Here is a 14,289-nt window from a genome sequence, read left to right as displayed (position 1 = left end):
AAAAGCTGCATGCACTAAATGCTCCGGGGCGCCTCGTCAGTGAGGCGTCCTGGTTGTGAGCTATCTCTGACGATTCCAGCAAAGAGAGAGGCAATATCTATGGGTGTGTATGACTACAAGAACTTCGGCACAGCCGATTCCAAGGTGTTGTTCAGCGACGCCATGGCCATCACGCTGTATTCCTATCACAACCTCGATAACGGCTTTGCCGCCGGTTATCAGCACAACGGCTTCGGCCTCGGTTTGCCGGCGACGCTGGTCACCGCGCTGATCGGTGGCACTGACTCCCAGGGCGTCATCCCGGGCGTTCCATGGAACCCCGATTCGGAAAAACTCGCTCTGGCTGCCGTGCAAAAGGCCGGTTGGACGCCGATCACCGCCTCGCAATTGGGCTATGACGGCAAGACCGATGCACGGGGAACCTTCTATGGCGAGAAGGCCGGGTTCACCAGCGCTCAGGTCGAGATCCTCGGCAAGTACGACGCCCAGGGTCATCTCACCGAAATGGGCATTGCCTTTCGCGGCACCAGCGGCCCGCGGGAAATCCAGATCAGCGACTCCATTGGCGACATCATCAACGACCTGCTGGCCGCGCTGGGTCCCAAGGATTACGCGAAGAATTACGTCGGTGAAGCCTTTGGCAAACTGCTCGGCAACGTTGCCGCGTTTGCCAGTGCCAATGGGCTGTCGGGCAAGGACGTGCTGTTCAGCGGCCACAGCCTGGGCGGGTTGGCGGTCAACAGCGCGGCGGACCTGAGCACTGACAAGTGGGGCGGTTTCTTCAAGGACTCGAACTACATCGCCTACGCTTCGCCGACCCAAAGCAGCACCGATAAAGTGCTTAACGTTGGCTACGAAAACGACCCGGTGTTCCGCGCGCTCGACGGCTCGACGTTCAACCTGGCGTCTGTCGGCGTGCACGATGCTCCCAAGGATTCGGCGACGGACAACATCGTCAGCTTCAACGATCACTACGCCTCGACGGCGTGGAACGTGCTGCCGTTTTCCATCCTCAACGTCCCGACCTGGATTTCGCACTTGCCGACCGCTTATGGCGATGGCATGAACCGGGTGATCGAGTCGAAGTTCTACGACCTGACCAGCAAAGACTCGACCATCATCGTCGCCAACCTGTCGGACCCGGCGCGGGCTAACACTTGGGTCCAGGATCTGAACCGCAACGCTGAAACCCACAAGGGCAGCACCTTCATCATCGGCAGTGACGGCGACGACCTGATCCAGGGTGGCAAGGGTAACGACTACCTTGAAGGCCGGGATGGCAACGACACCTTCCGCGATGGTGGCGGCTACAACATCCTGCTCGGCGGCAAGGGCAATAACGTGCTGGACTTGCAGCAGTCGGTGAAGAGCTTCGATTTCGCCAACGATGGCGCCGGCAACCTCTACGTGCGTGATGCCAATGGCGGCATCAGCATCACCCGCGACATCGGCAGCATCATCACCAAGGAACCGGGATTCCTGTGGGGCGTGTTCAAAGATGACGTGACCCACAGCGTCACGGCAGATGGCCTGAAGGTCGGCAACAACCTGACTCAGTACGCCTCGACGGTGAAGGGTGGGGCGGGTGCCGATACGCTGACCGCACACGCCGGCGGTGACTGGTTGTTTGGCCTGGACGGCAACGACCATTTGATCGGTGGCAAGGGCAACGACGTGTTTGTCGGCGGCGCGGGCAATGACCTGATGGAGTCGGGCGGCGGGATCAATACCTTCCTGTTCAGTGGTGCGTTTGGCCAGGACAAGGTGGTTGGTTATCAGGCCAGCGACAAACTGGTGTTCATGGGTGTTGCGGGAGTGGCGCCGAACGATGACTTCCGGGCGCATGCCACGGCGGTCGGGCATGACACGGTGCTGACGTTTGGTGGTGATTCGGTGACGTTGGTGGGGGTTGGGCTGGAGAGTTTGTCTGGCTCCGGGATTGTGATCGCCTGATAGGGCCCTTCGCGAGCAAGCCCGCTCCCACAATGGATCGAGTGTGCAGCAGATTTTGTGCACGACACAGATCCACTGTGGGAGCGGGCTTGCTCGCGAAGAACGATGACACGGTAAACCTGCCTGTCACCGTGACCCAAAGGTCAAAACTGGACTCCAATACCTGCACCAACAGGAACCGGCACTAAAGCATCCGCGCAATTGTGCGTTATCCCTATAACGCAATAGCGGCATGTCGCCATCGAAAACAGGAGATTCAGGAAAGTGAGTAACAGCAAGAGGTATGTCTTGGGGTTGGCTTTGGCCGTGTTATCGGCAAACGCCGCTGCAGAACTGCCTCATAGCTCGATTTTGAGCCGTTATGGCATGACGCCAGATGAATTGCCGAAACCGGCAGTGATCGAAACCAAAGCACCCGTCGAAGAGAAAACCCTCTTTCATGTCCAGCCGGAGCAGCCCTGGGCCACTGTCCGTTTTGGTGACGGGAAAAAACCTGAAGTGACCGGCAACATCAGCATCGACAATTCGGTGCAGCAGGAATATGACCGTTGCCAGAAGCTGCGTGACCAGATGATCAAGCGCGGTGAGCGCTACATCGTTTGTGATACCAGCATTCCGGGAATGCCCTAAGTTTTGCGGCGTTCTTAAAGGCCTCTTCGCGGGCAAGCCTCGCTCCTACAGATTGAAACACGTCCCCTGTGGGAGCGAGGCTTGCCCGCGAAGAACGATGACACAGTCTCAGTCTGGTTTACGAACCGTCGCTACATCATTGGCATTGACCTTCACTTTCGCCCCGGAAATATCTTCGAATTCATAGAAGCCGTCCTTGGTCTTGGTTTTCGGCATGTCCTTGGTCAAATACTGGGTGCCGTTCTGCAGGGTCACCACTGTTGGCGTCGCGCAACCGGCCAGGGCCAGGAAAGCAGCGACTGCCAGGGGCAGGCCCAGGGTCTTGATGTTCATACATACCTCTCACGATGCTCAAAAAATCAGTGTGACCGCTTCAGTCATCACTGTTGCTCTATGGCGTTTGGTGCCATGGATCGGTAGAAAGTTCGATGCCTACCCGAAAAATGATCGATTAGCTTCGCCGCCCATCCTTTTCCGTTTGCCCGGACAGGGCGTAGCTGGTATCTGTACGCATAACCAGTATTCGCTTGCCATGGCCCTTATTTCCTGTGATTGCAAACCCGCTCGACGATCCGTTCTATTACTTGAACAACTTCATGCAAGTGCTTGATTGGCTTGAACATCGCTATGCCGATGTATTGAGTGTCGAGGAACAACGCTTCATTCGTGAATTTAACCGCTTGCCCCGTGAGTCTCGGGCATTGCTGGTGCGGATGGTAATGCGCAAGGGCCTGCATTTCCGGGCCGGTAAGCTGCATTACGTCGAGATCGGTGACATCGCCAGCGCTGCCGGTCCGTTGCTGGAACTGGGCTGGATTGATGAGCAATCGCCATTGTTCATAGAGGACGTGTTTGATGTGCTGCTCAAGGCGGAAATCCTCCAGTGCCTGGGCCATGCCATCGACCAGCCCAAAGGCAAGAAGACCGATTGGCTGCCGCTGCTGAGCGAGCAATTTCCTGAATCCCGAAGTTTCCAGGACTGGTGTCCGATGCTGGATGATCGGCTGTTCAGCCTGACCATCATGGGGCTGTGTGATCGGTTGCGTTTGATGTTCTTCGGCAATCTTTACCAGGATTGGTCGGAGTTCGTGTTGGCGGACCTCGGTATCTTTACCTATGAAAAAGTCGAGTTTTGCGCCGAATCCCGCGGCTTGCGTTGCCGGGAAGACGTGGACGCCTGCGTGTTCCTGCACGACTGTCAGCTTCGGTTCGAGGTCGGTGAAGACGTCGCCGTCGTCGTCGGCAGATCAACGCCTTGGCACTGAGTAATCCCTGGTTGCAACGTCGCCGGGGCAAGTTGTTGTTCCAGATTGGCCAGCATTGCGAACGCGTGGCCGATTTCGCCAATGCCCTGACCATCTACCGTGAATGCGCTTATCCCGGCTCGCGCCTTCGGCTGATTCGGGTGCTGGAGCGTTGCGGTGAGTATTCGTTGGCCCTGGACCTGGCAGCCTTAGCAGAGCAAGCACCGGAAAGCGCCGCCGAACAGCAGCAATTGCTGCGGGTGTTGCCAAGGCTGCGGCGCAAACTGGGCGGGCCGCCGATGAAACGCGCAGCCCCTCGGGCCATGCAGCGCCTGGATCTGCAACTGCTGCGAACTGATCTGGCGTTGTCGGTGGAGTACTACGTGCAGGCGCACTTGGCCGAAGAATCAGCGCCGGTGCATTACGTCGAGAACAGCCTGATCAATTCGTTGTTCGGCTTGCTGTGCTGGCCGGCGATTTTCGCGCCGTTGCCGGGGGCGTTTTTCCACCCGTTCCAGCGCGGGCCGGTGGATTTGCTCAATGAAGACTTTCACGGTCGCCGGGCCGAACTGTTCCAGGCCTGCCTCGCCGAACTGGACGACGGGCGTTACCGTCAGACGATTCGCGAGCGTTACGTGGCCAAGTGGGGCGTGCAGTCGCCGTTCGTGTTCTGGGGCGCGCTGACCGAGGAGTTACTCGATCAGGCGCTGGACTGCCTGCCGGCCGAACACCTCAAGCACTGGTTCGACCGCTTGCTACTGGACATCAAGGCCAACCGCGCCGGCATGCCGGACCTGATCCAGTTCTGGCCGCAGGACAAGACCTACCGCATGATCGAAGTCAAAGGCCCCGGCGATCGCCTGCAAGACAATCAACTGCGCTGGATCGAGTTCTGCCACGAACACCAGATGCCGATTGCCGTCTGCTACGTGCAATGGGCGGAGCAGAGCGCTTGAGCTACAGCATCGCGGTGCGGGCGCTGTGTGAGTTCACCGCCAAGGTCGGTGATCTCGACTTGCGTTTCACGCCGTCACCGACCGCGCTGGAAGGCATCGTCGGCCATCGCACGGTCGCGTCCCGGCGCAACGACGCTTACCAGAGCGAAGTGGCGCTGGAAGGTTCGTATCAAACGTTGAAGGTAAAGGGCAGGGCGGACGGCTACGACCTGGGGCAAAACTGCCTGGAAGAAGTCAAAACCTATCGCGGCGACCTGAGCAAGCAACCGGCCAATCATCGGCAGTTGCATTGGGCTCAGGCCAAGATCTACGGCTGGCTGATGTGCCAGAAGCTGCAACTGGCGCAGATCAACCTGGCGCTGGTGTACTTCGACATCGTCAGCGAAAAGGAAACCTGTCTGGTCGAGGCCTTCAGTGCTGCCGGACTGGAGGCGTTCTTTGAGCATCATTGTCGGTTGTTCCTGTACTGGGCCGAGCAGGAAATGGCCCATCGCGAAGCCCGTAATCTAGCGGCGCAGGGTTTGGCTTTTCCCCATGCCGGGTTTCGTCCGGGGCAACGGCATCTGGCCGAGTCGGTGTTCAAAGCCGTCAGCACCGGCCGTTGCCTGATGGCACAGGCACCTACCGGAATCGGCAAGACCGTCGGCACATTGTTCCCGATGCTCAAGGCTCTGGCGCCGCAGCAACTGGACAAGGTGTTCTTCCTCACGGCGAAAACCCCGGGGCGCAAACTGGCGCTGGACGCGGCACAGGTGATCCTCGACAGCGCCGACGCGCCACCATTGCGCATTCTGGAGATGATCGCCCGGGACAAGGCTTGCGAACACCCGGACAAGGCCTGCCACGGCGAATCCTGTCCGTTGGCCCAGGGCTTCTACGACCGATTGCCCGCCGCGCGTCAGGCCGCCAGTCAGTTGAGCCTGTTGAACCAGAGCGCCTTGCGTGAAGTCGCACTGGAACACAATGTTTGTCCTTATTACCTCAGTCAGGAAATGGCCCGCTGGGCGGACGTGGTGGTCGCCGACTACAACTACTACTTCGACTTCAGCGCCTTGTTGTTTGGCTTGTCCCAGGCCAACAACTGGCGGGTCGCGGTGCTGGTGGACGAGGCCCACAACCTGGTGGAGCGTGGCCGGCAGATGTACAGCGCCAGCCTCGATCAGTCGACCCTGAACGCGGTGCGCAAAACCGCCCCTGAAGCGCTGAAGAAATCCCTGCAACGGGTCAATCGCGAATGGAACGCCCTGCATGACCTGAAACTCGGCGCTTATCAGGCCTACGACAAGGCGCCGGAAAAACTGCTCCAGGCCTTGTCTTCGTGCAGCGCGAGCATCGGCGACTACCTGAACGATCACCCTCAAGGGCTCGACAGCGCGTTACAGAATTTCTACTTCGACATGCTGCAGTTTGGCCGGGTGGCGGAGCTGTTCGATGAGCAGTTCCTGTTCGACATCAGCAAGCGTGACCTTGAACGCAAACGCAATCTGTCGCAGCTGTGCCTGCGCAACGTGGTGCCCGCAGGGTTCATTCGCCCGCGCCTGACGGCGGCGCGCAGTACCGTGCTGTTTTCCGCGACCCTCAGCCCTCGGCATTATTACGCTGACCTGCTGGGAACACCGCCGAACACTGTCTGGATCGACGTTGAGTCGCCGTTTCACGCGGACCAGTTGCAGGTCAGCATCGTCAGCCAGATCTCGACCCGTTTCGTCCACCGTCAGGCGTCGCTCGGGCCGATTGTCGAGCTGATCGCCCGGCAGTTCACCCAGCGTCCCGGCAACTACCTGGCGTTTTTCAGCAGTTTCGATTACTTGCAGCAAGTGGCGCAGTTGTTGGCCGAGCGGCATCCGCACATCACCTTGTGGTCGCAGTCCCGGGGCATGGCGGAAAGTCAGCGCCAGGACTTCCTCGACCAATTCACCACGCACAGCCAGGGTGTCGGTTTTGCGGTGCTGGGCGGGGCGTTCGGTGAAGGCATCGACTTGCCCGGCGCCCGGTTGATCGGCGCTTTCATCGCCACGTTAGGGTTGGCGCAACTGAACCCGGTCAATGAGCAGATGAAGCACCGAATGGCAGCGATTTTTGGTGCTGGCTACGACTACACCTATCTGTATCCGGGTGTGCAGAAAGTCGTGCAGGCCGCCGGGCGGGTGATCCGCACCCAGCAGGATCAGGGCGTGGTGATGCTGATCGATGATCGGTTTGGCGACAGCAAGGTCAAGCAATTGCTGCCGCGTTGGTGGTCGGTCGGCGTCGGCCAAGGCGTAGCGGGGTAGGGAATAAAGATCGCCGGGAAGGCGGTTTTTTCGGACTTTTGCGTAGGAATATTTTCTTTAAAAAACATAGACATATCTTGATAAAAAGCACTTTTTGATCAATCGGTGAAAGCAGACTTTATTCAAAGGGCAGGCAATCACTTTCACCCGATTCTTTGATAAGGAAATCAAGGTATGTCAGAAGCACCGAACTACACCTACACCGCCGAGCAGATCACTGCCGCGTTCACCGAAATCAAAACTGCATTGTTCAAAGACATCACAGCCGATCCTGTTCCCAAGATGCTGGTGGTCGCAGGGCTGCAGGGCTCGGGTAAAACCTGGCTATTGGAAAAAAACCTGCTGGCGTCTAATCGCTACACCAACTATGTACGGCTGTACTTGCCTGAATACCGGGAAAAACACCCGCAGTACGCGGACATGATCGCGCTCGGCGTCCTGCACGCGTATGAACATACGGAAACCTTCGTCCGGGAGCTCGGCACGAAGATCTTTACCGAGGCGTTCACCAGCCAATACAACATCATCATGGAGTGCGCGTTCGACAGTATCGACTTCGCAGCTTTCCCGCCTTCGGCGACCGCCGCCGGCTATCAGTTCGAAACCCACATCGTCGGCTGCAATCAAGAATTCGCGCACCTGTCGAGCATCAAGAGAGCGCTCAGGAGCCTGGAAAAGCAGGAGCTGGAAAGGTTCGTCAATCTGCAAGCCCTGCAAACCAGCATGAGCAATGCCCAGGCGATCATCCTGGCCTTCGACACGGCCGCGAAGGCCGTCAGTGGTTCACAAATCATTCTGTACGAGCGTGGATTTGGCGCTTTGAAAGAGCGGACCCTGCGTGCGCATAACACCTACACCAAAGCCGCCGATGGAACGCTGACCACGACGTCGGTGACCGCGCATTACGCTGACAGTGTGTATGGCACGATCATCAACAACCACATCTTCTCGGTGAGCGAGCGCGACGAGATGGTCAAGGAGTGCCACCTGGCACTGTCCAGGACCCAAACCTATGCCGAGCAAGTCCCGGACTTCGTCTACAACGAACCTGTACGCCTACATCGTCAAGTACGTGTACCGATAAGCTGCAGCCATTCGGCGGCAAAGCGATGACAGTCCCCCGGCCAGCGAGCGGTGAGCAACTGACCGTCGCGGACCACAAAGCCGTGTTGTGGCTTGTCCGCCGAATCACGTTTGGCCAGCAGTGGCCCTCGCAGGAAATCCTTGGGTTTATTCAGGGCCGCCGACACCTCGGCTTCGACGGTCTGCCGGTAAGTCCGGTAATAACGTCCCAGCCACAGTGCGGTCATCAGCCAGGCCGGCAGCTCCATGGTGCCGGCCACCAGCGCCGTGACTTTGTGCCCATCCAGCACCGGGCGGCCGGTAGCAGGATCAAGCGTGCGGGCCAGCAACAGCACACCATGACACACAGCGGCCACCGGTTTCGCGGTCTTGAAAAAGTGCAGGGCAATACGCCGGGCCTGCCCGGACTCCAGCAGGCTGCGCATGCCTTGGGCATGACCGCCGGGAATCAACAGCCCTGCAAACTGGCTCGGGTCGACATCGGCGTAGGCCAATGGCTGATTGAAGGCCTCGTCCTCAATCATTCGGGCGTAGCTGGCAAGGTCGGGTTTGCGCGTCATCAGGAACGGGTTCAACAGGCCGAATCCGATGTCCACCAAACGCGAGTCGGCGTAAGCAGGCAACCCCTCGGGCGTTGCAAAACGCACTTCGACGCCCGCCTGGCGCATGGCCTCCCAGGGCACACTGCTTTCAGTCGGATCGTAATCGCAATTGGGCAACAGAATCAGAATCATCGAGAGCTTCTTCCTTGGCCTGGCGCGGCGGTTGGCATCGAGAATAGGTGGTCTGTGGCCATCACTCCACTGCGACTTTCCAAAGCCTGGTTATTGCGGCTGTCCTATCCTGTGGTTTGTCGCATACTCCATAAAATAATAATGCCGGAGAGATCAATGAGTGATGATCGAACCAAAGCAAATGCTATCGAGGACAGCCGATTGCGGATGCTGATCGATGCGGTGGTGGACTATGCGATCTACATGATCGACCCCGATGGCATTATCACCAGTTGGAATTCCGGCGCCCGACGTTTCAAAGGGTATGAGGAAGCAGAAATACTTGGCCAGCATTTCTCGCGTTTCTATACCGAAGAGGATCGTCTTGCCGGCAAGCCCCAGCGAGCGCTGGATACGGCCATTGCCGAAGGTCGTTTCGAGGGTGAAGGCTGGCGGGTTCGCAAGGATGGCACGCGCTTCTGGTCCCACGTGGTGATTGACCCGATTCTCGACCCGTCAGGCACGTTGCTGGGTTTTGCCAAGATCACCCGGGACCTGACCGACCGCAAAATGGCCGAAGAAACCCTCAAGCAAAGCGAGCAGCAATTTCGCTTGCTGGTCCAAAGCGTCACCGACTACGCCATCTATATGCTCGACCCGCACGGGCGCTTGACCAACTGGAACCTCGGTGCCCAGCGCATCAAGGGTTACCGGCCCGAAGAAGTCATTGGCCAGCATTTTTCGATGTTCTACACCCCTGAGGACCGTGAAGCCGGTGAGCCGCAACGGGCACTGGAAACTGCGCAGCGTGAAGGAAAATTCGAAAACAAGGCCTGGCGTGTGCGTAAGGACGGTACGCAGTTCCTGGCTCACGTCGTAGTTGATCCGATCTGGGGTGAGACGGGCACGTTGCTCGGTTTCGCCAAGATCACTCGTGATATCACCGAAGTGACGAAGGCCCAACAGGCCCTTGAGCAAACCCGTGAAGCGTTGTTCCAGGCGCAGAAGATGCAGGCCATCGGCCAACTCAGCGGCGGGATTGCCCACGACTTCAATAACCTGTTGACGGTGATTCTCGGAAACCTGGAAATCGTCCGTAAACGTATGGGGGACGATCCGAAAATCGTTCGTTTGCTGGACAACGCCACCCAAGGCGCCATGCGCGGCGTTTCCCTGACCCAGCGCATGCTGGCCTTTGCCCGGCGTCAGGAACTCAAGACCGAATCCGTCGAGATCCCTGCCCTGGTGCAAGGGATCACCGGGCTGTTGCGCAGCTCCCTGGGGCCCTCGGTGAAAATCGAAACCAACTTTGCGCCAGACCTCGAACCCGCCGAGGCCGACGTGAATCAACTTGAGTTGGCAGTGTTGAACCTGGCGACCAATGCCCGTGACGCCATGCCCAATGGCGGGAAGATTGTCATCAGCGCCAGGATTGAGGAGGTCAGCGATCCTGCCCGTTCCTCTTTACCGGTTGGCCGATATGTTTGCCTGAGCGTTACCGACACGGGGGAGGGCATGGACCCGGACACGCTGGCATCAGCCGCCGATCCGTTTTTCACCACAAAAGGTGTCGGCAAGGGTACAGGCCTGGGGTTGTCGATGGTTCACGGCTTTATTGAGCAATTGGGTGGGCGATTCATCCTCAAGAGCCAGAAGGACCAGGGCACCTGCGCTGAACTCTGGTTACCTGTCGCCACGGCCGGCGCGGTGCCCAGGTTGACGCCTGTAGTGCAAGCCATGCTTCCGGTGCCCGGACTGAGCGTGCTAGTGGTGGATGACGATAGCCTGGTGCTGACCAGCACCAGCCTGCTGCTTGAAGACCTGGGCCACCGGGTGATCAGCGCGGCATCCGGCGCTCAGGCGCTGGAAGCATTCGACAGCGGTCAAGCGATTGATCTGGTCATCACCGACATGGCCATGCCGCGAATGAACGGTGCGCAACTGGCGCACGCAATTCGTCTGCTCAAGCCAGACTTGCCGATCATCCTCGCCACCGGTTATGCCGAGCGCCTGGAAGGCTTTTTGCTGGAACTTCCGCGTCTTTCCAAGCCGTTTACCCAACTCAATCTGGTGGAAATCATCAGCCAGGCGATGAAATAACGGAGGGGCTAACGCTCGGGCAATCGGTCTGAACTTTGCCAACTAAGGTCTCTTCTAAACGTTTTCCGCTGTGTGAGAACGTCGTGCCGAGAATACTGACTGAAGCCGTGGCCGAAGAGGCCCTGACCGAACACAACGCCAAGATGTTCGGTTCGCCCAAGGAACGCCTGGATTTCTATCGCCGGGAAATCCAGTACGAAACCAGCATCGTGGCCAACCGCACCGATGCGTATCTGGCCGCGCAATCGTTCCTGGTGATTGCCTTCGCATCGAGCATGTCCAATCTCAACCCCGAGTGGGGCAAGCTGTTCACCCTGGTGGTGCCGCCGTTTCTGGCGCTGTTGGGGTTGCTCAGCTCACTCAATGCCTGGCCGGGCATTCGTGCGGCGTACGACATCATCGATCACTGGCACTTCAAGCAAAGCCAATTGCTGCGCAGCGAACCGCTGATTGGCTTGGCCTACGATGAATCGCCGCTGTTCTGTGAAACGGAATCCAGTCACAAGGGCTATCGCAAGTCGCTATTGTTTTCGGTGCGCACGCCGTGGATTTTTGCGACGTTCTGGGTTTTGTTGGGCAGCTATGCGTTTTACATTCAGGTCACCAATCCCGGGGCCTGACCTTTCAAGAAGATCAAAAGATCGCAGCCTTCGGCAGCTCCGGCATGGTGTACGCATTCCCATGTAGGAGCTGCCGAAGGCTGCGATCTTTTCAGCGGTTCAAACCCATGAATCGAAACCGCCATCCACTGATTTCGAATGCAGCACAGACGCCGTTGAAAACTCTTCCTCAATCAGCCGCAGGTGGTCGATGGCTTCCTCAAACTTCAGATCAGCCTTGCAGCGCAGAGCCTGATAATGGGCAAACACCTCGGCATCCAACTCGGCCTTATCCAGCAGTTCAAAAGCCGCTTGGTTAAGCAGTTGCGCTTCTTCGAACAATTGACGATTACATTCGAGCGCGAAATCGCGGCAAGCCTGGGTGTGTACCGGAGCCGAGTAGTACTTCATTGCGTTCACCTTCCGTTCGGGGGAGCCACGTGGGGCTGGATAAGGTTGTGACTGCTTACGCCTAAAGGAATTTCATTCTTTTGAAGTTGGAAAATGGATAGATACTTAGGGAGCTATCGTAAAAAGAAATCAGGAATCCTGATGGTTTCTCTGTTCATAGCGGGCCAGCATCGGCTGAGTACTGATACCGTGAATCAAAATGCTCAACGCCACCACTGACAGCGTCAGGTCGGTGCACAGGGTTGCCACCGATGGGGTCAGGTCGTGGTTCAAGGCATAGAACAGGTAATAAAAACTGCCAATGCCGCGAATCCCGAACCAGCCGATCAATGAGCGTTGCCGCCCGTCGAGCAATCGCCCCCAGGGCATCAGCCACACACTCAGTGGGCGAATCACGCAAAACAGGACCGCCGCAATCACCAGGGCACGCCAGTCCCAGTGCGGCACGAGTACCACCCCGAGCAAGGTCACCAGAAACACTTCCATGGCCCGTTCCACCAGACTGCCAAAGGCCAGCATGTCGCCCATCATGATGCCGGCCGCGACCTGAGAGTCTTCCAGGTTTTCTAGATCGCCATGCACGGCGGCCTCGGGCTCGACGTTCTGATGACCGACCACCGGTTGCACCAGTTGCTCGGCCGGGGTCTGGGTGTCGCCGGTAGACTTGACCTCGGCCTGGCGCAATCCCAAACCTGCGGCGAACACGGATAGAAAACCGTAGCCGTGAATCGACTCGGCCGCCACATAGGCCAGCGCGATCAGCGCCAGGGTCAAGTAATCATTGGGGGAAAAGGTGCTGTCGGCATTGCGGATGCGCATCGACAAGGTCGCCCGACCGATGCCGTGGCCCATCCAGTAACCGATCAGCAACCCGGCAGGCACCGCCCACAACAGGCTTTTCAGGGCCCAGTCAGTGAGCCAGGTGTTGGAGTCACCGGACTGTTGCAACACTAACAAGCCGAGGATGACGAAAGGAAACGCGACGCCGTCGTTCAGGCCGGCCTCACCCGAAAGCCCGAAACGCACCGAGTCGTAATCCTTGGCATCGTTAACCTGCACCAGCGACGCCAATACCGGGTCGGTCGGTGCCAGAATCGCGCCGATCAGCATCGACGGGCCCCACGCCAGGCCCAAGCCGTAATGCAGCAACAGGCAAACACCGGCGATGGTCAGCACCATCACCGGCCCCGCCAGCCCGAATGCGACGCGCCATTTGCGATCCCTGAGCGGCAGACGCAACTTGAGTCCGCAGACAAACAGCGAAAAGAGCACCGCGACTTCCGTCAGGTGCTCCATCCAGTTTGCGGCGTCCTTGATGTCGAGCTTGAGCAAATCCAGGCCCGCCGGGCCGATGGCGATCCCCAGCACCAGGCACACTGCCGAGGTGGTCACCGGCATCCAGCGCAGGTACGACGAGGTCAGCGCCAGCGTCAGCAGCACCGCGCCCAACACTGCCAACCACACAATGAAACTCATGCCGGACTCTCGCTGGGTGGCTGCATTCGTCGGCTCAACCGACGGTCGCGCGCAGGTATTCAGGCGCTAACACGACCGACCACAGCAATACCATCTCGACCAGAATGGTCACTAATACCAGCAGGCCGACGCCCCAGACACTGGCTGCGTACAACAGGCCCTGTTCCTTGCGCTCGTGCATAAAGGTCGGCAGGCCAACGAACAACAGGAACGTCGCGTAGGCGCAAGCGGCCGCCAGCACTATGACCCCCAACCAAAGGCTGGGGTACAGCCCGGCGAAACCCGCGATAAAAAACGGCGTCGCGGTGTAGGCAACAAAGCCTATGCATTGATTGACCGTGGGCCGGGCGTCGAAGGTGCGTGACATCCAGCGGATAAACAATCCCATCAGCGCCACGCCGGCCAGGATGGTCAGGTACAACAACCCGCAGAGTTGCAGCGCGCTGGCAGGGCTGAGTTTCACTGTTTCGTGCTGGGCCAGGCTCCAGCCGACATAGGTGGTCCCGATAAACAGGCACACAGCAGGGATCAGTGCGAGCAGCACCAAATGTGCGAGGTAGTGGCGTGGATGCTCTTCCTCCTCGTGACGAATATCCGTCCAGGCGAAGTTGGGTTGGGTAAACAGCTTGATAATAGGTGCGGACATGACGACCTCCAGATATCTAAGGCACACCAATGGCACGCCTATAAAGAGTTGAGTTCTGGAGTTGGTAGCAGGTTCAATTTATAGAAACGGCTCGCCGCCCGAGCCCAGGTAGCTCCGCTCGCCGCAGTCCGGATACGGGTCTCGATGTTGCGGTTGTACACAAAAACTGTGGCGAGGGGGCTTGCCCCCGTTGGGCTGCGAAGCG

At 58.4% G+C, this 14,289-nt stretch carries 10 protein-coding genes and 2 pseudogenes; 7 read left to right on the top strand and 5 right to left on the bottom strand.

All coding sequences use genetic code 11. The annotated features are described in order from the left end of the window. Positions 1 to 99 precede the first annotated feature (99 nt). Positions 100 to 1,953: a polyurethanase gene (locus tag RHM58_RS26365; RefSeq protein WP_322268647.1), complete on the top strand. Its 1,854-nt coding sequence runs from the start codon at positions 100 to 102 to the stop codon at positions 1,951 to 1,953. Between the two features lie 264 nt (positions 1,954 to 2,217). Further along, the gene (locus tag RHM58_RS26360) at positions 2,218 to 2,583 is read left to right on the top strand and encodes a hypothetical protein (protein ID WP_322268645.1); all 366 of its coding nucleotides are present in this window, start codon (positions 2,218 to 2,220) and stop codon (positions 2,581 to 2,583) included. A gap of 108 nt (positions 2,584 to 2,691) precedes the next feature. Here RHM58_RS26360 and RHM58_RS26355 read toward each other — a convergent pair whose 3' ends face one another. After that, positions 2,692 to 2,916 carry a YgdI/YgdR family lipoprotein gene (locus RHM58_RS26355; protein WP_201255186.1) on the bottom strand — a complete coding sequence of 75 codons (225 nt, stop codon included), beginning with the start codon at positions 2,914 to 2,916 and terminating at the stop codon, positions 2,692 to 2,694. 263 nt (positions 2,917 to 3,179) lie between these two features. On the opposite strand from RHM58_RS26355, the pseudogene RHM58_RS26350 reads away from it, so the two are divergent. The 3 genes and pseudogenes from RHM58_RS26350 to RHM58_RS26340 all read left to right on the top strand — a co-directional run bounded on the left by RHM58_RS26350 (position 3,180) and on the right by RHM58_RS26340 (position 8,140). Next, a pseudogene (locus tag RHM58_RS26350) lies at positions 3,180 to 4,783 on the top strand (VRR-NUC domain-containing protein). Then, positions 4,780 to 7,056, top strand: coding sequence for an ATP-dependent DNA helicase (locus tag RHM58_RS26345; RefSeq protein WP_322268643.1), 2,277 nt, complete (start codon positions 4,780 to 4,782; stop codon positions 7,054 to 7,056). The pseudogene RHM58_RS26350 and the gene RHM58_RS26345 overlap by 4 nt, the downstream one beginning before the upstream one ends. Positions 7,057 to 7,230: 174 nt before the next feature. Next, positions 7,231 to 8,140: pseudogene (locus RHM58_RS26340) on the top strand (zeta toxin family protein). Here the strand turns inward: RHM58_RS26340 and RHM58_RS26335 are convergent. After that, on the bottom strand, positions 8,121 to 8,873 hold the full coding sequence (locus tag RHM58_RS26335; protein WP_322268641.1) for a type 1 glutamine amidotransferase domain-containing protein: 753 nt from the start codon (positions 8,871 to 8,873) through the stop codon (positions 8,121 to 8,123). The pseudogene RHM58_RS26340 and the gene RHM58_RS26335 overlap by 20 nt on opposite strands. A gap of 156 nt (positions 8,874 to 9,029) precedes the next feature. Here RHM58_RS26335 and RHM58_RS26330 point away from each other — a divergent pair, with 156 nt between their 5' ends. Together RHM58_RS26330 and RHM58_RS26325 are read left to right on the top strand one after the other, a co-directional pair. Beyond that, positions 9,030 to 10,952: a hybrid sensor histidine kinase/response regulator gene (locus RHM58_RS26330; protein ID WP_201255183.1), complete on the top strand. Its 1,923-nt coding sequence runs from the start codon at positions 9,030 to 9,032 to the stop codon at positions 10,950 to 10,952. A gap of 83 nt (positions 10,953 to 11,035) precedes the next feature. Beyond that, complete coding sequence (locus RHM58_RS26325) at positions 11,036 to 11,572, top strand: hypothetical protein (RefSeq protein WP_201255182.1); 537 nt, start codon at positions 11,036 to 11,038, stop codon at positions 11,570 to 11,572. A gap of 99 nt (positions 11,573 to 11,671) precedes the next feature. Here RHM58_RS26325 and RHM58_RS26320 read toward each other — a convergent pair whose 3' ends face one another. The 3 genes from RHM58_RS26320 to RHM58_RS26310 all read right to left on the bottom strand — a co-directional run bounded on the left by RHM58_RS26320 (position 11,672) and on the right by RHM58_RS26310 (position 14,084). Then, the gene (locus RHM58_RS26320) at positions 11,672 to 11,962 is read right to left on the bottom strand and encodes a hypothetical protein (RefSeq protein ID WP_322268639.1); all 291 of its coding nucleotides are present in this window, start codon (positions 11,960 to 11,962) and stop codon (positions 11,672 to 11,674) included. 129 nt (positions 11,963 to 12,091) lie between these two features. Beyond that, positions 12,092 to 13,438, bottom strand: a complete 1,347-nt coding sequence (locus RHM58_RS26315; protein WP_201255180.1) for a cation:proton antiporter — start codon at positions 13,436 to 13,438, stop codon at positions 12,092 to 12,094. A 34-nt stretch (positions 13,439 to 13,472) separates the two neighbouring features. After that, a complete protein-coding gene (locus RHM58_RS26310) occupies positions 13,473 to 14,084 on the bottom strand; it encodes a Yip1 family protein (RefSeq protein ID WP_322268638.1) in 612 nt (203 codons plus the stop codon). Positions 14,085 to 14,289 lie beyond the last annotated feature (205 nt).

It is taken from the genome of Pseudomonas sp. 10S4, assembly GCF_034344865.1.
In the GTDB taxonomy this organism is placed as follows: Bacteria; Pseudomonadota; Gammaproteobacteria; order Pseudomonadales; family Pseudomonadaceae; genus Aquipseudomonas.
The sequence above is the reverse complement of the archived record's forward strand: the minus strand, read 5'-3'. Positions and strand labels throughout refer to the sequence as shown.